At 62.9% G+C, this 18650-nt stretch carries 13 protein-coding genes and 1 pseudogene; 8 read left to right on the top strand and 6 right to left on the bottom strand.

What is annotated here, in order from left to right; genetic code table 11:
• The gene (locus AC0L3D_RS13565) at positions 1 to 966 is read right to left on the bottom strand and encodes a sugar-binding transcriptional regulator (RefSeq protein WP_128171948.1); all 966 of its coding nucleotides are present in this window, start codon (positions 964 to 966) and stop codon (positions 1 to 3) included.
• Between the two features lie 181 nt (positions 967 to 1147).
• Here AC0L3D_RS13565 and AC0L3D_RS13560 point away from each other — a divergent pair, with 181 nt between their 5' ends.
• Positions 1148 to 2785, top strand: coding sequence for an acyl-CoA synthetase (locus tag AC0L3D_RS13560; protein WP_473644653.1), 1638 nt, complete (start codon positions 1148 to 1150; stop codon positions 2783 to 2785).
• Positions 2786 to 3088: 303 nt separating this feature from the next.
• Here the strand turns inward: AC0L3D_RS13560 and AC0L3D_RS13555 are convergent.
• Positions 3089 to 3279, bottom strand: a pseudogene (locus tag AC0L3D_RS13555) (VOC family protein); the annotation flags it as partial.
• 134 nt (positions 3280 to 3413) lie between these two features.
• Here AC0L3D_RS13555 and AC0L3D_RS13550 point away from each other — a divergent pair.
• The 3 genes from AC0L3D_RS13550 (at position 3414) to AC0L3D_RS13540 (ending at position 5522) form a co-directional block, all read left to right on the top strand.
• Positions 3414 to 4937: an MFS transporter gene (locus AC0L3D_RS13550; protein WP_128245527.1), complete on the top strand. Its 1524-nt coding sequence runs from the start codon at positions 3414 to 3416 to the stop codon at positions 4935 to 4937.
• Between the two features lie 82 nt (positions 4938 to 5019).
• Positions 5020 to 5349 carry a hypothetical protein gene (locus AC0L3D_RS13545; RefSeq protein ID WP_473644651.1) on the top strand — a complete coding sequence of 110 codons (330 nt, stop codon included), beginning with the start codon at positions 5020 to 5022 and terminating at the stop codon, positions 5347 to 5349.
• On the top strand, positions 5337 to 5522 hold the full coding sequence (locus AC0L3D_RS13540) for a DUF417 family protein (RefSeq protein ID WP_473644649.1): 186 nt from the start codon (positions 5337 to 5339) through the stop codon (positions 5520 to 5522). Before AC0L3D_RS13545 ends, AC0L3D_RS13540 begins: the two co-directional genes overlap by 13 nt.
• 133 nt (positions 5523 to 5655) lie before the next feature.
• Here the strand turns inward: AC0L3D_RS13540 and AC0L3D_RS13535 are convergent, their stop codons facing one another.
• Together AC0L3D_RS13535 and AC0L3D_RS13530 are read right to left on the bottom strand one after the other, a co-directional pair.
• On the bottom strand, positions 5656 to 6549 hold the full coding sequence (locus tag AC0L3D_RS13535; RefSeq protein ID WP_473644647.1) for a PhzF family phenazine biosynthesis protein: 894 nt from the start codon (positions 6547 to 6549) through the stop codon (positions 5656 to 5658).
• Between the two features lie 69 nt (positions 6550 to 6618).
• Positions 6619 to 6972: a VOC family protein gene (locus AC0L3D_RS13530; RefSeq protein WP_473644645.1), complete on the bottom strand. Its 354-nt coding sequence runs from the start codon at positions 6970 to 6972 to the stop codon at positions 6619 to 6621.
• Between the two features lie 302 nt (positions 6973 to 7274).
• On the opposite strand from AC0L3D_RS13530, the gene AC0L3D_RS13525 reads away from it, so the two are divergent.
• From AC0L3D_RS13525 to AC0L3D_RS13510, 4 genes are all read left to right on the top strand, one after another.
• Entirely contained in the window at positions 7275 to 7883 is a 609-nt protein-coding gene (locus tag AC0L3D_RS13525; RefSeq protein ID WP_473644643.1) for a TetR/AcrR family transcriptional regulator, read from the top strand.
• Between the two features lie 74 nt (positions 7884 to 7957).
• Positions 7958 to 9097, top strand: coding sequence for an efflux RND transporter periplasmic adaptor subunit (locus tag AC0L3D_RS13520; protein ID WP_473644694.1), 1140 nt, complete (start codon positions 7958 to 7960; stop codon positions 9095 to 9097).
• 249 nt (positions 9098 to 9346) lie between these two features.
• Positions 9347 to 12502, top strand: coding sequence for an efflux RND transporter permease subunit (locus AC0L3D_RS13515; RefSeq protein ID WP_473644641.1), 3156 nt, complete (start codon positions 9347 to 9349; stop codon positions 12500 to 12502).
• Between the two features lie 68 nt (positions 12503 to 12570).
• Complete coding sequence (locus tag AC0L3D_RS13510) at positions 12571 to 14064, top strand: aldehyde dehydrogenase family protein (protein ID WP_287136867.1); 1494 nt, start codon at positions 12571 to 12573, stop codon at positions 14062 to 14064.
• Between the two features lie 113 nt (positions 14065 to 14177).
• Here AC0L3D_RS13510 and AC0L3D_RS13505 read toward each other — a convergent pair whose 3' ends face one another.
• Both AC0L3D_RS13505 and AC0L3D_RS13500 read right to left on the bottom strand, forming a co-directional pair.
• Entirely contained in the window at positions 14178 to 15887 is a 1710-nt protein-coding gene (locus tag AC0L3D_RS13505) for an APC family permease (protein ID WP_473644639.1), read from the bottom strand.
• Positions 15888 to 16250: 363 nt separating this feature from the next.
• A complete protein-coding gene (locus AC0L3D_RS13500) occupies positions 16251 to 18620 on the bottom strand; it encodes a DUF1989 domain-containing protein (RefSeq protein WP_473644692.1) in 2370 nt (789 codons plus the stop codon).
• Positions 18621 to 18650 lie beyond the last annotated feature (30 nt).

The raw sequence follows: 18650 nt of genomic DNA, 5'->3' as shown, positions 1-18650 counted from the left end.
CTAGGCGACCTTTTCTACTGCCGGTCCGGCATGGTCGAGCAGCCGTCGCGCCATCCGGGCGCCGACCACCAGATGCGTGCATAGCCCACCCGCGATCGCCGCCACCAGCGGTCCGAACTTGCTGTCCTCCTGCACCACCACGAGGCGCTTCTCGATCTTGCGCAGCGATGACAGCTCCGCCGAAATGATCCGCCTGTTGTAGCTGCAGTCGAGCGCCTTGCCTTGCGCATCGATGATCTGACCGGCGATGACGCCGGCAGCCCCGGCACGACGCAGCACCTCCATTTCGCTGGCAGTCAGCGCGCCGCATTTGACGACATGGCTGTCGGCGTCGACGGTGCCGACTGAGTAAAGCGCCAGATTGCACGCACTGATGCCCGACAACTGCTCGCGGATCACCGGCTCGTCGCGCAGGCCGCGCGCCAGTTCCTCTGTCGTCAGCACCAGCGGCGCATAGAAATTGAGTCCCTTGGCATTGAGCCGGCGGGCGATTTCCATGGTGCATTGGTCGGGGCGGTAGGAATAGGGGGCTCCCAGATTGCCGCAGAGCTGCACCACCGTGACATCCTGCAGATCGGCATAGGACATGATGTCGGCGATCGTATAGATGGTCCTTCCCCAGGCGACGCCGATGCGATCGCCCTTCTTGATCAGCTCGAGAAAGACGCTGGCCGCCAGCACCGCGATGTCGGTCGACGGATCGGCGACATGGCCGTTTTCCGGCGCTATCCAGACGGCATCGAGCTTCAATGCGTCTTCGAGTTTGCGCGCCATGACGTCGTCGGTGAAAAGCTGGGTCGAGGTCGAGATGTTGACGATGCCGGTCTCGCGCGCTTTGCGCAGATACATGGCGACCGAGGCTCGGGAAATCTTGAGCTGGCTGGCGACCTGGTCCTGGCGCAAGCCGTGGGCATAGTAGAGCCAGGCGGCCTTATGGATAAGCTGTTCTGCCGGTCGGATCGCCATGCCATCTCCTTGCTGACATTATTCACGGCTGTCGACAAAAGTCAAACTGGGCAAAGGCAAGGATGCCTTTCGCCCGCTGAATCTACATCATATCTTGTGCCAAATGCGCTCTATCGTGGCATGGTGACGGGCCGGAAGCCTGTGGGTAGAAGGTTTCGATCAGACATTAGCGGAGGACGGGATGGGCAATCCCTACGAACAGGATCTCGGCAGGAATCCAGCCAACGACCAGCCGCTGACGCCGCTCAGCTATCTGGAGCGGGCGGCAAGGACCTTTCCCGACCATGTCGCCATCATCCATGGTCGCCAGCGCACGACCTATCGCGATTTCTGGCGGCGGTCGCTGAAACTTGCCTCGGCGCTGCAGAGGCGCGGCATCGGCAAGGGCGACACCGTAACCGTCATGCTGTCCAACACCCCGCCGATGCTGGAAGCGCATTTCGGGGTGCCGATGACCAAGGCGGTGCTGCATTCGCTCAACACCCGTCTCGATGCCGCCGTCATCGCCTTCCAGCTCGACCATGCCGAAACCAAGGTGCTGGTCGTCGATCGCGAGTTTGCAAATGTCGTCAGCGAGGCGCTGGCGCTGGCCAGGGTAAAACCGCTGGTCATCGACTATGACGATCCCGAATACGCCACTGATGCCCCTTATCCCAAGGGCGAGCGGATCGGCTCGCTCGACTACGAGACCTTCGTCGCGAGCGGCGACGAGGATTTCGCCTGGTCGATGCCGGACGATGAATGGGATGCGATCTCGCTCAACTACACCTCCGGCACGACAGGCAATCCCAAGGGCGTCGTCTATCACCATCGCGGTGCAGCGCTGATGGCCTATGCCAACACCATCCATGCTGGCATGGGCAAGCATGCGGTCTATCTGTGGACGCTGCCGATGTTCCACTGCAACGGCTGGTGCTTTCCGTGGACGCTGGCCGTGCAGGCCGGCACCCATGTCTGCCTGCGCTGGGTGCGGCCGAAGCCGATCTACGACGCCATCGCCGACCACGGCGTCACCCATTTGTGCGGTGCGCCGGTGGTGATGTCGGTGCTGATCAACGCCAGCGACGAGGACAAGCGGCAATTTCCGCAGACGGTCACCTTCAACACCGCCGCGGCACCGCCGCCGGAAGCGGTGCTGTCGGGCATGGCCGATGCGGGTTTTGCCGTCACCCACCTCTATGGCCTGACCGAGACCTATGGCCCGGCGGTCGTCAACGAATGGCAGGGCGAGTGGGATGGGCTGGAGAAGGGACAGAAGGCGGCGAGGAAGGCCAGGCAAGGTGTGCGCTATGCCGCGCTCGAGGATCTGACGGTGATGGACCCCGAGACGATGGAGGAGACGCCGGCCGACGGCGAGACGATCGGCGAGGTCATGTTCCGCGGCAACATCGTCATGAAGGGCTATCTGAAGAACCGCAAGGCGAGCGACGAGGCCTTCGCCGGCGGCTGGTTCCACTCGGGCGACCTCGGCGTCATGCATCCCGACGGCTACATCCAGCTCAAGGACCGCTCCAAGGACATCATCATTTCCGGCGGCGAGAACATCTCCTCGATCGAAGTCGAGGAGGCGCTCTACAAGCATACCGCCGTCGCCTCCTGCGGCGTCGTCGCGAGGCCCGACGACAAATGGGGCGAGGTGCCGATCGCCTATGTCGAGCTGAAGCCGGGCAGGACGGCGACCGAGGCCGAGATCATCGATCACTGCCGCGCGCTGCTCGCCCGCTTCAAAATGCCGAAAGCGGTGATCTTCGCCGAAATCCCGAAGACCTCGACCGGCAAGGTCCAGAAGTTCCGGCTCAGGGAGATGGCCAAGGGGTAGGTGGATCAGGACCGTCGGCGTCACGACGGTGCAGAGCGTTTGATGGCAGCGGGACAGCCCCCCTCTGTCCTGCCGGACATCTCCCCACTTGGGGGGAGATTGGCTGTCATCGCCGCTTTCGCCAACTTTCAACATTGCAGGACTAGCTGGGCGCTAAAACCGCCAATCTCCCCCCTCGTGGGGGAGATGTCCGGCAGGACAGAGGGGGGCGCGAAGGATCACGACAGATCAGAATTTAGCCTGAGCCGCCGCTCATGCCGGGAACCGGCAATTGGGCCCGTTCAGTATTGCGAACAATTTTTTTTATCGAAGATGCGAGAGCACGTTGAGCAGCTTGCCGGTCGGGTCGGCAATGAAGAAGCGTCTTACCCCCACGGTTCGTCGGTCAAATCATAGACCACTCTGCAACCGATCTCGTTCGCGCGCAGATAAACCGCGTCGACATTGTCGACCTCGATCGACAGATCAGCCACCGGGGTGCCTGAGCCGCACTCAACAACGTGCCTTGCAGCAGCTGGATCGGCTGAACGGAGCAAAAAGATCGCTCTGTGTCGGATCGAGCGCCTCGCGATCGTCCTCGATAAAGAACCGACTCGACGAAAGAAGATCTAGCAGGAGGAGCATTCTAATGGAGAACGCGGAGCCGAGCCCCAGGGCTACACGGCGCGAATGGATGGGGCTCTCGGTTATCGCGCTGCCTTGCCTGCTCTATTCCATGGACCTGACGGTCTTGAATTTGGCTGTGCCGCGGTTGAGCGCAGACTTGAGGCCTTCGAGTTCGCAACTTCTGTGGATCGTGGACATTTATGGCTTTCTGCTTGCCGGATGCCTGATCACGATGGGCACGCTGGGCGACCGCATCGGCCGCCGCAGACTGCTTTTGATCGGCGCGGTAACATTTGCAATCGCTTCGGTCTTCGCGGCGTTCTCCACAGGCGCCGAAATGTTGATTGTTTCGCGTGCGCTGCTCGGGATTGCCGCGGCCACGCTTGCGCCGTCCACCCTCTCGTTGATCCGCAACATGTTCCTCGACCCGAGGGAGCGCACGGTTGCCATCGGAGTCTGGATCGCCAGCTTCTCAGCGGGCGCTGCCATCGGCCCGTTGGTCGGGGGCATCCTGCTGAGCTATTTCTGGTGGGGTTCCGTGTTCCTCGTGGCCGTACCGGTCATGGTCGCGTTGCTGGTGTTCGGTCCAATGGTCCTGCCCGAATATCGCGATCCCGAAGCGGGTCGGCTCGACATCTTGAGCGCCGCGCTGTCACTTGTCGCGGTGCTTTCGGTGATTTACGGCATCAAGGAAATCGCCGAACATGGATTCGGCCTGGAGCCGGCCTTCGCCATTGTCTTCGGCGCGGCTGTCGGCGCGGTTTTCGTCTTGCGTCAACCACGGCTGAAAAATCCCTTGGTCGATCTGCGGCTCTTTCGCTCGCGCGCCTTCAGCGCTTCATTGGCGGTCAACGTTCTCGGCTTCTTCGTCGCGTTCGGCTCGTTTCTCTTCATCGCGCAATATCTGCAGCTGGTGCTCGGGATGGGACCCTTTGTAGCGGGCCTGTGGACGGTGCCTTCCGCCATCGCTTTCATCGCCGGTTCGATGCTGACGCCGATCGCGGTCGGTAAGGCTCGCCCGGGCTATGTGATGGCTGCCGGCCTTGCGCTCGCGGCAGTGGGATTCCTTATTCTCACCCGCAGTGGCGGCCGAGCCGATCTCGCGGTGATCGTCACAGGCTACAGCGTCTTCTCCCTGGGCCTTGCACCGGTGTTCACTTTGGCCACCGACCTCATCGTGGGCACCGTTGAACCCGGGCAAGCCGGTGCGGCCTCGGGCCTCGCGGAAACCAGCAGTGAGTTGGGCGGCGCGCTCGGCATCGCGATCCTTGGCAGCATCGTCACCGCCATCTATCGCAGCGGCGTGACCGGGATGGTCGCGGATGGGGTGTCCGCACAAGAAATCAGAGTTGCCAAGGACACGCTTGGAGGCGCCGTCGCAGTTGCAATCGCCTTACCGGAGACGCTCGGTTCCGATCTACTCGGCAAAGCGCGGGAGGCGTTCACTCAGGCGTTCCAGATGACGGCCGGTATCTGCGCGTTGGTGGCGCTGGCTGCGGCCATCCTTGCGGGGGTCCTGTTGCAAAAAGTACGGGGACAGGTCTGAGGCTGGGCAGCAGCCAGCAAAAGCTGCGACACCAACCGACCCCTGAGGGATAAGCACGACACGGAACATGAGGAGGAGACACATGCCGATTTTCGGACTATCGCCTGGAGGTCAAGACGAGACCCTTTCTCGGCCATGGGCGCGAAAGGCCGCCGCGGTCGGCAGAGCCGGGTCGATCGTCGCCCTGACTGGGGTCATACTGCCGCTTCTCATGAAATTCACGGCAGTTGAGATCGAGGCGTTGAGGCCGCTGATCGGCGGCACGCCTTGGCTCGCCTGGATGTATCCGGTATTTGGTGAAGCCGGTGCCTCTTATGCGCTTGGTGTCGTCGAGATCGCGACCGGGCTTCTCCTGATTGCCTGCCCTTGGTCGGCGCGCGCCGGTGTCGCCGGCGGGGCTTGGCCGCCCTGATTTTCCTGGTCACCTGTTCGATCATGGTTGCCCTGCCGATCTGGGAGCCAACGCTGGGCTTTCCCGCGCTCGGTCCCGCCGGCCAGTTCCTGATCAAGGAGATTGCGCTGCTCGGCATCGCGCTTGTCAGACTGGGCGAAAGCCTGAACAGATTAAACAAATCGGCTACCTAAGCGGATCCAAGTCGAAGCGAGTGGCAGAACCACGTCATCCCGCCTACCCGCGCCAAAGGCGGGGCTCCACCTGCTGCGAACTTGTGGGACGGGCATAAGTTCGGTGCCTGCGCGCCATCTGACTCACCTTCGACTATATCGAAAACGCCCCGCTCGCCACCACGATGCCGCGTCCAGACACGCTCACCGAGCCGGCATCGACATCCACCTCGATGATGCTGGTACGTCCGAGAGCCGTGCCTTGCTCGACTCTGACTACGCCGGGCTGCGCAACATTGTGTGCAACCAGATGTGCAGCGAGCGGACCAGCCGCCGTACCGGTTGCCGGATCCTCGGAAATGCCGACAGTCGGGTTGAAAAACCGTGCATACGCTGTGCTTCCCCGCAGTGGCGGATCAAGTGAGAAGACGTAGCAGCCTTCCCCGCCGACCTCGTTGAGCAGGTCGAAAAGCTGTTTGGCGTCAGGCGAAATCCGGTCGACGGCTTGGCGATCGCGGATTGGCACCAGGAGATGGGCAGCACCGGTCGAGACCACCTGGCAAGGCACGACGTCCGTTATTTCTTCAGTATTTAGGCCAAGTGCCGCGGCAAGGGCGCCAGGATTTGAGATCTGCCGGCCGGCCACTGGGGCTTCTTGCCGCATAATGATCTTTTCGAGTTTTCCCTGGCTTTGCCAGATGGCCAATGGATATACCAAGTCGCCGATCTGTTGATGAAACCATGTCGGGCCATCGCCCAACTCGAGCCGCCCCGCGGCAGCGAGCCACCACCAGGCCCCTAGCGTGTTGTGGCCGCCTGCGCCGAAAACCTCCACGCCTTTCGGCGTGAAAGAGCGCAATTTCCAATCGGCGTCCGCCCGGGTCGCCGGTAGGACAAAAGTGGTCTCGGACTGGTTGAACTCACGGGCAATGTTCTGCATCAGCTCGAGCGCCAACTCGTCACCGCCATCGACCACCGCGAGGGAATTGCCAGTCAGCGGCTCTACCGCGAAGACATCGACGAAATGAAATGGAATTGTTCTGTTCATGGTTTTCCTCCGAGAACCGCAATTGGGCCCGTTCAGTTTGCAGAACAATCTCTACCGAAAGAACAATCTCTACCGAAGATGCGAGAGCACGTTGACCAGCTTGCCGGTCGGGTCGGCAATGAAGAAGCGTCTTACGCCCCACGGTTCGTTGGTCAAATCATAGACCACTCTGCAACCGATCTCGTTCGCGCGAAGATAAACCGCATCGACATTGTCGACCTCGATCGACAGATCAGGCACCGGGGTGCCTGAGCCGCCCTCGCTGGCGATGCTGATCTGGGGGACGGTGGTTTCGCTGGACGCCAGCGTGACGAGCCACCCGTGATCCATCACGGCATCGAGCCCGAACAGATCGGTATAGAACTCCCGAACATCCGGAATGCTGTCTGTTGCGATATTCGAGACGATGCGCAGCACGGTCATTCCATGTCTCCTCCACAGCTTGCCATATCTCCACAGCTTGCATGGTATCGCATGGCTGCGCGCTGCGGAGCACGTCTCGAATAAAATACGCTGATCACCTGAGCCGCAGAGTGCCGCCGGAGGACCTTGAAGGACCGGCGGGATGCCCAGCAGGCTTCGTTAACGCTGTTCACGCCTAGGTTGTATAAGCAGGTGTCACCGGTCGCCCAGACGAGTAACATTCACCTGTTGACAGGCGGGCGATTTCGAATTACGAGTGACGAAATTCAAAATTCGTCACTCGTAATGAGCTAATGATAAAGATGCATGACACCCTCGACACGACGGCTGACCTGGTCCGACAGGAGAATGTTGCGCGCATCCTCGATTGCGCAGAGCGACTGTTCCGCCACTACGGCTACGGCAAGACCAATGTCGCCGACATAGCCCGTGAACTCGGCATGTCGACGGCCAACATCTACCGTTTCTTCGCCTCCAAGGTCGAAATCCACCAGGCCGTTTGCGGCCGCATGCTCGCTACCTGCTATCAACTGACCTACGACGCCTGCCATAGTTCCGGAACGGCCAGCGAAAGGCTGCGCCGCTACGTGCAAACGCATTATCAGTGGACCCGCGACACCATGCTCGACCAGGAGAAGGTGCACGAAATGGTCGTCGTCGCCATCGAGCGCGATTGGCATGTCATCGAGAAGCATATCGACAGGATCCGCGGCTTGGTCGAGGAGGTGATCCGCGAGGGAATCGCGGCCGGCGAGTTTGCCGACCAGGACCCGGAAGTCGCTTCGCGGTGTTTCGGCGCCTCTATCATCACCCTGTGTCACCCGCAGATGGTCGCCCAGTGCCTTGCCAAGAACAACCGGGCGATGCCGGACGAGCTTATCGAGTTTGCCATCAGGGCCTTGAAGAAATGACCGGCGGCGTCCGCCGGGGGTCGACAATCCATCTCCAGTTCGGGAGTACGCAAGTGTCTTTGTCCAAATCCATCATGAACAGGCTGCCGGCCATTGGTCCGGCTCTGGTCGTCGTCGCGGCGCTTGGGCTCGCCGGTTGCTCGCAAGAAAAAGTGGAAGTCAAGGACATCGTCCGGCCGGTCAAGGTCGTCGAGATCGCCAAGGCGAACAATACCCGTGAGCTCTCCTACTCCGGATCGGTGCGTGCCCGCACCGAGATGAATCTCGGCTTCCGCATCAACGGCAAGATCACGGAGCGCCTGGTCGACATCGGCCAGCGCGTCAAGCCGGGCGACGTTCTGGCCCGCATCGATCCCGCCGACTACGACCTTTCGGTCAACAGCGCCGAGGCCAGCCTCGAGGCCGCCGAGCGGCAGGTCGAGACAACGGGCCTTGCCCGCCGTCGTGCCGAACAGCTGTTTGCCAAGAAGTTCGCCTCGAAATCGCAGCTCGAACAGGCGACGCTCAGCCATGATCAGGCGGTCGCCACCCGCAATTCCGCCCGCTCAGCGCTTGACCAGGCGAAGAACCAGGTCCGCTACACCGACCTCAAGTCGGACAGGAGCGGCATCGTCACCTCAGTCACCGCCGATGTCGGTCAGGTGGTCGGCTCAGGCACGCCGGTTGTGACCGTTGCCGTCGACGGCGAAAAGGAAGTGCTGATCGCCGTGCCCGAAACCGATATCGCCCAGTTCAAGCCGGGCAAGGACGTCAAGGCAAGCTTCTGGGCCGACGAAGCGCTGACGCTCGACGGCAAGGTCCGTGAAGTCGCCGGCAGCGCCGATCAGCAGTCGCGTACCTTTGCCGTTCGCGTCAGCCTGCCCAACGATCCGCGCGTGCTTCTCGGCATGACCGCGAATATCGAGGCTTCGGCCGCCAACAACAGCCTGCAAAGCGTATCGATCCCGTTGAGCGCGCTGGCGCAAAAGGACGGCCAGCAGATCGTCTGGACCGTGGACCGCAGCGGCGAGACCGTCCATGCGCGTCCGATCAAGGTCGCCGAGTTCACCGCCGACGGCGTGCATGTTGCCGAAGGGTTAAAACCCGGCGATGTCGTCGTTGCGGCGGGCACGCAATTCATGACCGAAAATCTGAAGGTCAAGCTGGCCGGCGATGCGGTGCAGCAGTCCGCATCGGCGGACGATGATGGCGGGGCCATGAAGCGCGTGCGCTGACGGCCAGGCATAAAACGGCTTTTCCTCGCATCGGCGCAAGCCGCGAGGTCAAGCGGTTCACGGTTTCCGGGCGGCAGGTGCCCGATTGTCGAGACGTCAGGTCGATGTACCCCCCCGACATCGGTCCTGGCGCCCCACGGCGATGAGTGTCTCTCCGCTCGGAAAGCCTCGCCGCCCGGAAGCCACCATAAGAAGCTCCGTGGGCATGCCATGTGCGTGCGCTGACGATCAGACAGATGGACTGGCGCTATGACCACCGACACCACCGACACCCATGAAAAAAGGCCCTTCAATCTTTCGCGCTGGGCGATCGGGCACCCGAGCATTGCGCGGTTCCTGTTCGGCCTGATCATCGTTGCCGGCGCGCTCGGCCTGATGCGCATGGGCCAGAAGGAAGACCCGGATTTCACCTTCCGCGTCATGGTTGTCCAGGCGGTCTGGCCCGGTGCCTCGATCCAGGAGATGGAGGACCAGGTCGTCAACAAGATCGAGCGCAAGCTGCAGGAAACGCCGCATCTCGATTTCGTCCGCTCCTACACGCGCGCCGGCAGCGCCATCATCACCCTGCAGGTGGAAGGCGACACCAATCCGACTGAGGTCGCGGATGCCTTTTACCAGGTTCGCAAGAAGGTCGGCGATATCGCCAATGAGCTGCCCCAGGGGCTGCTTGGGCCTTACTTCAACGACGAATTCGGCGACACTTTCATCACCCTGCATTCGATCAGCGGCGATGGCTACAGCTATCCCGAACTGAAGAAATTGGCCATCCAGGCGCGTGACATGCTGCTGACCACGCCCGGCGTCGAGAAGGCCGTGATCATCGGCGACCAGCCGGAAAAACTCTATATAGATGTTTCGTCCAAAGTGCTTGCCGAGCGCGGCCTGACACTCACCGATCTGCAGAACGCGATCAAGGGCCAGAACAATGTCGATCCGGCAGGCTCGGTCGACACCGGCCAGCGCTCTGTGCGCATCTCGGTCGAAGGCAGCGTGACGGAGGCGGCCGACATCCGCGAACTTCGCCTGCGCGCCGGCAACCAGGTGACGCGCCTCGGCGACATCGCAACCGTGACCACAGGTCTCGAGGATCCCTATCAGCGCAAATACCGCTTCAACGGCCACGACAGCGTCCAGGTCGGCGTCGTCATGGCCAAGGGTTTTAACGTCACCGATGTCGGCAAGGAGGTCGAGGCTACCTATCACCGCTTCGAAGAGGCCTTGCCTTACGGGGTTTCGGTCGATCAGATCGCCGACCAGCCGGAAGTCGTGCGGGACGCGGTGGGCGAGTTCATGACGGCGCTCGGCGAGGCGCTGCTGATCGTGCTTGTCGTTTCGTTCCTGACAATCGGCTGGCGTTCGGGCCTGGTGATCGCGATCACCATTCCGCTCGTTCTGGCCGCGACCTTCGCCATCATGTACGAGATCGGCATCGATCTGCAGCGCATTTCGCTTGGCGCGCTGATCATCGCGCTCGGCCTGCTTGTCGACGATGCGATGATCGTCGTCGAAATGATGGAACGCAAGCTCGAGGAAGGGATGGTCAAGATCGAGGCGGCGAGCTTCGCTTACACCTCGACGGCCTTCCCGATGCTGACCGGCACGCTGATCACCACCGCCGGCTTCATCCCGGTCGGCTTCGCGGCTTCGACGGCCGGCGAATATGTGCGCACGCTGTTCTACGTTGTCGGCATCGCGCTGGTCGTCTCCTGGTTCGTGGCGGTCTATTTCACGCCGTGGCTTGGTCACATGATCCTCAAGCAGCGAAAACACGCCGGCAGCCATCACGATGTCTTCGACACGCGCTTTTATCGCCGGCTTCGCGCCACCGTCAGCTGGTCCGTGCGCCACCGCATCATCGTGCTGGTCATGACGCTGGTGACCTTCGTCACCAGCCTGTGGGCGTTCCAGTTCATCCCGCAGAATTTCTTCCCGCAGTCGTCGCGTCCGGAAATCCTTGTCGACCTCTGGCTGCCGGAAGGCACCAGCATCAAGGAAGTCGAGACGCAGGCCAAGGCGCTCGAAACCAGGATGATGGACGACAAGGACAAGCGCTTCATCGCCACCTATATCGGCGAGGGCGCGCCGCGCTTCTTCCTGCCGCTCGACCAGCAGCTTCGCAATCCGAACTTTGCCCAGCTTCTGGTGATGGCCAATGACGAACCGGCCCGCGAGCGGCTGATCGTCAAGCTGCGCACCATTCTGGCCGAGGATTTCCCGTCGGTCCGCGCCAAGGTCGACCGCCTGTTCCTTGGGCCGCCCACCGGCTGGCCGGTGCAGATGCGCGTCATGGGCCCGGATCGCCAGGAGGTGCGCCGCATCGCCGACGAGGTGAAGGCGAAGTTCCAGGCAAATCCGCTGCTCGGCGCCGTCCACGACGACTGGCTGGAGCCGGTGCCGGAGATGAAGCTGGTGATCGACCAGGATCGCGCCCGTGCGCTCGGCGTCACCTCGCAGCGCATCCGCCAGATGCTGCAGGCGACCATGTCGGGAGCGCCGCTCGATGATTTCCGTGATGGCGAGGAGACGGTTTCGATCGTCGCTCGCGAGCCGGAGGCAAGCCGCCACCTGCTGTCGGCGGTCGACTCGATCTCTGTCCCGACGGATTTCGGTGGCTTCGTGCCGCTGTCGCAGGTCGCCAAGGTCGTCCCGGTGCTGGAGCAAGGTGTCGAATGGCGGCGCGACCGCCTGCCGACCATCAGCGTGCGCGCCACGCTGCCGGACGGCGTGCAGTCGAACGATGTCGTCATGAAGATGTACAGCGAGATGCAGGGCCTGCGCGACGGCCTGGCGCCTGGCTACGCCGTCGAGATCCAGGGCGGCGCCGAGGATTCGGCCGAAAGCCAGGCCTCGATTGCTGCGAAAGCTCCAATCATGCTGGCCGTCATCGTCGTGCTGCTGATGATCCAGCTGCAGCATTTCGGCAAGGCGATGCTGGTGCTGGCGACCGGTCCGCTCGGCATCATCGGTGCTGCGGCGGCACTTTTGATCAGTGGCGCGCCGTTCGGTTTCGTCGCCATTCTCGGCGTCATCGCGCTGCTTGGCATCATCATGCGCAACTCGATCATCCTGGTCGATCAGATCGACCAGGACATCGCAGCCGGCATGGAACGCTCGGAGGCCATCATCGGCTCGGCAGTCCGCCGTTTCCGGCCGATCATGCTGACGGCGCTGACGGCGGTCCTGGCGCTGATCCCGATCTCGCGCGGCGTCTTCTGGGGGCCGCTCGCCTATGCCATGATGGGCGGCATCCTCGTTGCCACGGTGCTGACCATCCTCGTCCTTCCGGCAGGCTATGCCTTGTTCTTCGGCCGGGAGCGCAAGAAGGTCGAGGACGCGGCGCCGGCCGCCGAGCCGAAACGGGCGGAAAACGATGACCAGCCGCAACTGCCCCTGGCGGCCGAATAGGGCTGTTGGCAGATGTGACGTCCAGGGGTTAAATCCGCCCACCGGCAGGAGCGCCGGAGGAGGACGTCATGACCATAGCTCAGGCACCGGTGGCGCTGCGCCGGCCGATCGACGGACGCCACCGCCAGATGTTCATCGATGGCGCCTGGGTCGACGCCCGCTCGGCCCTCACCATGGAAACTCGCAATCCGGCCACCGGCGCGGTCATTGCCACGGTGCCGCGCGGCGACCGCCAGGACATCGAGCTGGCAGTGGCGGCGGCGCGCAGGGCCTTCGACGGGCCGTGGAGCCGGTACAAGCCCTATGAGCGGCAGGTGCTGCTGCTCAGGATCGCCGATCTCTTCGAAAAGCACTGGGAGGAGATCAGCCGCTCGGACACGACCGACATGGGCATGCCGATCGTGCGCACCCTGGCCAACCGCAACCGCGTCATCGGCATGCTGCGCTATTACGCCGGCATGGCGACGTCCCTGCACGGCGAGACGATCGAGAACTCGCTGCCGGGCGAAATCGTCTCCTTCACGCGCAAGGAGCCGGTCGGCGTCGTCGGCGCCATCATCCCGTGGAACGCCCCGACGGCGGCTTCGATCTGGAAGATCGGACCGGCGCTGGCGACCGGCTGCACGGTGGTGCTGAAACCGTCGGAAGAGGCGCCGCTGACGCCGCTTCTGATCGCAGACCTCATGAACGAGGCCGGCGTTCCCCCAGGCGTCGTCAACATCGTGACCGGCACCGGCGCCGAGGCAGGCGCCGCACTTGCCGAGCATATGGGCGTCGACAAGATCGTCTTCACCGGCTCGACGGCAACCGGCCAGTCGATCGTCCGCGCCTCGGCCGGCAACCTCAAGCGCGTCTCGCTGGAGCTTGGCGGCAAGTCGCCGGTCATCGTCTGCGCCGACGCCGATCTCGACAAGGCGGTGCCGGTGGCGGCGATGTCGGTGTTCGCCAATTCCGGCCAGATCTGCATCGCCGGCTCGCGCCTGTTCGTCGAACGCTCCGTCCATGATGAATTCGTCGAGCGGCTGGCGGCCTATGCCAAGGGTCTTAGGATCGGCGACGGCATCGATCCGGCGACCGAGATCGGCCCGCTCGTCTCCGAAAAGCAGCTGCAACGGGTCGCCTCGTATCTCCAGGCCGGCACGGCGGAGGGCGCGACCCTCGTCACCGGCGGTGAACGCCTCATGGAAGGTGCGCTGGCCGCCGGCAATTTCGTCGCGCCGACCGTCTTTGCCGGCGTTTCGGACGACATGAGGATCGCGCGCGAGGAGATCTTCGGGCCGGTGATTTCGGCGCTGCCGTTCGATACGCTCGATGAGGCGGTCGAGCGCGCCAACAACACGCCCTACGGTCTTGCTGCCGGGGTCTTCACCCGCAACATCGCCACCGCCCACCAGCTATCGCGAAAAATCCGTGCCGGCTCAGTCTGGGTGAACACCTATCACGCCATCGATCCGGCCGTGCCCTTCGGCGGCTACAAGATGAGCGGCTACGGCCGCGAGGGCGGTGCCGAGCACCTCGACGAGTATCTCAACACCAAGGGCGTGTTCATCAAGATCGACTGAGCGATCCGCCGAATAGGCCCTGAAACGAAAAACCCGCCTCGGCGGCGGGTAATCATCGGCACGAACATGCGGGGATCAAGCGCGCATCGCGCGCTTGATCCCTTCAGGCGGGGTCAGATGACGAACAGCCAGTTGGCGAGCAGCATCACCACGACGCCGGCGATCAGCGTCAGGTAGGGCAGGATTCCCGCCTTTCTGACGGCGAGATCGGACGAATTCATGCCGAGATCAGTCAGCATATGGTTGGGGAATTTGCCCTTGTCCTGGATGTAATGCCGGAAGCAGAACACCGGGATGATGAGGGCAGCCGTGATCAGCCCTGCCCACAGCGCCATCGGATTCCAGACCTTGGCGCCGGCGCCCATGAAGATCATGTTGACGTAGGAAAAGATGGCGCCGATGCCGAGCAGCCAGCTCGGCGCGCGCCATGGCCGCGCGATATGGCCATTGTCGATGCGGTGGATCCAGCCGGCGTTGAGGTTGAGGAAGTTGAAGATGATGTAGCCGCAATTCGACACGGCGAGGATGAAGAAGAAACTCGTCGCGTCGGCCGAAGCGATGGCCAGCACGAACAGATTGAAGATCAGGTCGGTCCACATGGCGCGGGTCGGGGCGCCGTGCTCGTTGACATGGCTGAGATAGCGGGGCAGCCAGCCATCGACGGAGCCTTGGTAAAGCGTGCGCGAGGACCCCGCCATCGCCGTCATGATGCACAGCACCAGTGCCAGGATCATCAGCATCACCAGCAGGCTATGGATGAGCTGTCCGCCGCCGACCATGCCGGCCAAGGCATCGGCAACACCGGAGCCGTCGACGATCGGGGTGGCCAGCATGCCGTTCAAGCCGAGCACGCCCTGGAAGGTGAACGGCACCAGGATGAACAGCAGCATGCACAGCAGGCCGGAATAGAAGATCGCCTTGAAGGTGTCGGTGCCGGGATTCTTGAACTCGGACGTGTAACAGACGGCTGTCTCGAAACCGTAGGTCGACCAGGCGGCGATGAACATGCCGCCGAGAACGAGCGTCCAGCCGGCGATGTTCCACGCCCCGGGCTCCGGCGCGTAGGCGGCCGCCAGCGGCACCAGTGGCGAAAAATTCGCCCAGTCGATCTGGCCGGTGACGATCGGCACGACGCCGACGATCAGCATCGGGATGATCACGAACAGGCCGATATATTTCTGCACGTTGGCCGTGCCCAGGATGCCGCGATGCTGGATCGAGAAGATGATCAGCATCAGCACCGCGCCGATGAAGAAGGTGGCGTTGAAGGTGAAAGAGACCGGCCCCAACGTGTGACTGTAGAGCGTCCAGTTGCGGATCGCCGGCGTCGCGGCCGCGCTCACCGCCGTGATGGCGTCGGCGGCACTCGTTCCGGCATTAGCCGCGATATAGGCAAGGACTTCCGGCGAGGTGTCGGTAAACAGCGGCACCGGCGCCAGCGCGTTGAGGATATAGGCGGCGGCGATAGAGCAGCCGAGCGACAGCACCGGCGACCAGGCGAACCAGTTGCACCACACTGAAAGCGGCGCGATGAACTTGGAATAACGCAGCCAGGCGGTGGCGCCATAGATCGAGGCGCCGCCGGACTTGTTCGGGAACAGGCCAGCGATTTCCGCATAGGTGAAGGATTGCAGGAAGCCCATGATCATGGACACGGTCCAGATCAGGAAGGCCAGCTTCCCGGTCGTGCCGGCAATGCCGCCGATCGAAAACAGCACAAGGGCGGGAACGCCGCTTGCCACCCAGAAGGCACCGCGCCAATCGATGTTCCGGTGCAGCTTCCCTTCGGCAGCCGGCACCAGGGCAGAGACTATCGTGCTCATTTGCGTGAATTCCCCATTTTGATGTTCCCCATCGGCGACAGTCGACATTTCGCGATGCGTCACCGACGCACGCGTTGAACGACCTCAGGCGTTTTCCGCTCAGTAGTATTTTTTTCTTGGGAGTGAAGATCGACGCGTCACGCTTTCACGTCAAGCGTTTTTGTGAAGCTGTGCACATCGCAGATGTGGGACACGCTCTTGCCTTCTCCCCTTGTGGGAGAAGGTGGCCTCGCGAAGCGAGGTCGGATGAGGGGTGATCCAGCTTGGCACCGACAGCATTCCGTCCAACACCACTCTTCCGTCTCGGCGCTGCGCGCCGATCCACCCTCTTCCACAGGGGGGAGAAGGCAAGGGATGCTGCCGTCAGGAGCGCGGTCTGGTCTTTTGCGGGTCGTAGTGCGCGAAGGCGACGACGCGCGCCGGCAGCCGCTTGCTGTGGCCGTCGAGCTTGCCGATCTCGACCTCGGTACCAATGGCGGAATGGGTGACGTCAAGCCTGGCCAACGCGATGTTCTTGTTGAGCAGCGGTGAGCGCATGGCGGAAGTGACCTCGCCGATCTGGGCGCGGCCGACATGGACGCAATCGCCATGGCCGACCGCGACATTGGCGTCGATGTCGAGGCCGACCAGTTTCCTCTGCGGGTTTTCCCTGCGCCGGATCAGCGCCTCGCGGCCGATGAAATCGTCGGTCTTGCTCTTCAGCGGCACGGTGAAGCCGATGCCGGCCTCGAACGGATCGGTCTGGTCGGAAAATTCATAGCCGGCAAAGATCAGCCCGGCCTCGATGCGCACCATGTCGAGCGCCTGCAGCCCCATCGGCTTCAAGCCGTGCGGCTGGCCGGCCGCCCAGATGGCGTCGAACACCTTTTCGGCGTCGCGCGGGTGGCACCAGATCTCGTAGCCGAGTTCGCCGGTGTAGCCGGTGCGCGAGACGACGATTGGAATGCCGTTGCCGCCGCCGATGCGGGCGACGGCGAAACGGAACCATTCGAGCTCCTCGATCGACGGCTGCAGCGGCGAGGTCCAGATGATCTCCTTCAGGATGTCGCGGCTCTTCGGTCCCTGCACGGCGACATTGTGCATCTGGTCGGTCGACGAGCGCACCAGCACGTTGAGGCCGAGGCCCGTCGCCGTGTCGCGCAGCCATTCGCCGGACAGATCGTCGCCGCCGACCCAGCGGAAATTATCCTTGCCGAGTCTGAGCAGCGTGCCGTCGTCGATCATGCCGCCATGCTCGTAGCACATGGCGGAATAGACCACCTGGCCGACCCCGAGTTTTTTCACGTCGCGGGTCACCGTGTATTGCAGCAGCGCTTCGGAATCCGGGCCGGTGACCTCGAACTTGCGCAGCGGCGACAGGTCCATGATCACGGCGGTCTGCCGGCAGGCCCAGTACTCGTCGATGGGGCCTTGCCTGGCGAAGGAATTAGCCAGCCAATACCCCCTGTACTCGACGAAGTTGCGGGTGTGCTTGGCAAAGCTCGAATGAAATGATGTCTCGCGGGTCATTTTCGGTTCCGAATCGGGCGTCATGCGTCTGGCGATCGCTCGCGAGAATTTGTGCTGGCCGGAATAGGTCCGCACATGGATGTCGGTCAGGTTCCAGCCATTGGCCGGCGTCGTGTCGTCGGGACAGGCGGACGAGACGCAAACGATGTCGGTAACCGCCCGCAGCAGCACATAGTCGCCCGGCCGCGACCATGGCTCGTCCGACACCATGACGCCATGCGCGTCGATCGCCGTATTGAAGAAGAAATTGATCGCCATCCAGCCGGCGCGAGGAGTTACACCCTGATCGGCGAGCGCTCGGTTGAAATTCTCCGAGCAGTTGGGATGACCGGGATAGCCGATGTCGTCGTAATATTTGGCGGCGCAAGCGAGCGCGAATGCATCGTGCCGGCCGCAGGTGTCCTGCACCACCTCGACCAGCGGCTCCATGTCCTGGTCGTAATATTTCGAATGCAGGCCTGGCACCGGATAGCTCGAACCCATCAGCGTGCGGGTCGTCGTCACGTCGAGCGGATGGTCGCGTCCCTTGTCGAGCTTGCGCGCCGAAAAGCACTGGAAGTCGGTGCATTGCCGCCCGTCGACATCGATGATCTGCAGATAGTCACCCGCCCTGACGAAGTAGGCTTCCGCGGTCGCCGAATGGACGCGCAAATCGAGCACCGGGTCGGCCAGCGGGTCGCCAAGCCTGGACTTCGCCGCCGGACGGATCGTGGCACGGCGCACGATGACGCCGAGCGGCGTTGCAGTGTCGTGGCCGTCGACCGGCATCGGCCCGCCCGGGGCGGCGATCAGCATCGAGGCGTCGCGCGCGACGGCAAAACCCTGTTCGGTGCCGGCAGGGGTGGCGCCGCCGAAGATGCGAGCCGCCTTTGGCTGATCGAGCTGCACCTGGCGTCGCTCGAGCCCCCGGCGCAAGGACGCGAGGCTGTCGTCGCCATTGGCCAGCAACGCCTTGATGCCGGCGGCATTGCTGTTCGATTTCTCGCCGAAAATGCCGGCATCAGTCACGCCGCTCTTGTCCCATGCCAAGAGCTCGCAGGCTTGGCCGCCTTCGACGTTGCGTACGATGATGGTATCGCCGGCCTCGACATCGATGAGCACCGCGCCATTGCCTTGAACGGAATAGCGCTCCATGCCGGCGGGCAGCGCGATCTCGCCGGGCCGCAGGATCAGGCTCGGTCGAGGCGGTCCGGCAGCGACGGCGGGGTAGGGCGACTGGCTCATCTCGACCCGGGTCTCAAGAAACAAGTTTGC

This window comes from Mesorhizobium sp. WSM4837 (assembly GCF_055811435.1).
Note: the sequence above shows the minus strand (reverse complement) of the source record. Positions and strands in the feature narration are given on the sequence as shown.

Bases quoted from the DNA above. Each gene is read 5' to 3' on its own strand.
- AC0L3D_RS13525 (WP_473644643.1), top strand. From the start codon at position 7,275: ATGCATGACACCCTCGACACGACGGCTGACCTGGTCCGACAGGAGAAT.
- AC0L3D_RS13515 (WP_473644641.1), top strand. From the start codon at position 9,347: ATGACCACCGACACCACCGACACCCATGAAAAAAGGCCCTTCAATCTT.
- AC0L3D_RS13510 (WP_287136867.1), top strand. From the start codon at position 12,571: ATGACCATAGCTCAGGCACCGGTGGCGCTGCGCCGGCCGATCGACGGA.
- AC0L3D_RS13545 (WP_473644651.1), top strand. From the start codon at position 5,020: ATGCCGATTTTCGGACTATCGCCTGGAGGTCAAGACGAGACCCTTTCT.
- AC0L3D_RS13550 (WP_128245527.1), top strand. From the start codon at position 3,414: ATGGAGAACGCGGAGCCGAGCCCCAGGGCTACACGGCGCGAATGGATG.
- AC0L3D_RS13500 (WP_473644692.1), bottom strand. From the start codon at position 18,620: ATGAGCCAGTCGCCCTACCCCGCCGTCGCTGCCGGACCGCCTCGACCG.
- AC0L3D_RS13505 (WP_473644639.1), bottom strand. From the start codon at position 15,887: ATGAGCACGATAGTCTCTGCCCTGGTGCCGGCTGCCGAAGGGAAGCTG.
- AC0L3D_RS13565 (WP_128171948.1), bottom strand. From the start codon at position 966: ATGGCGATCCGACCGGCAGAACAGCTTATCCATAAGGCCGCCTGGCTC.
- AC0L3D_RS13530 (WP_473644645.1), bottom strand. From the start codon at position 6,972: ATGACCGTGCTGCGCATCGTCTCGAATATCGCAACAGACAGCATTCCG.
- AC0L3D_RS13560 (WP_473644653.1), top strand. From the start codon at position 1,148: ATGGGCAATCCCTACGAACAGGATCTCGGCAGGAATCCAGCCAACGAC.
- AC0L3D_RS13535 (WP_473644647.1), bottom strand. From the start codon at position 6,549: ATGAACAGAACAATTCCATTTCATTTCGTCGATGTCTTCGCGGTAGAG.
- AC0L3D_RS13520 (WP_473644694.1), top strand. From the start codon at position 7,958: ATGAACAGGCTGCCGGCCATTGGTCCGGCTCTGGTCGTCGTCGCGGCG.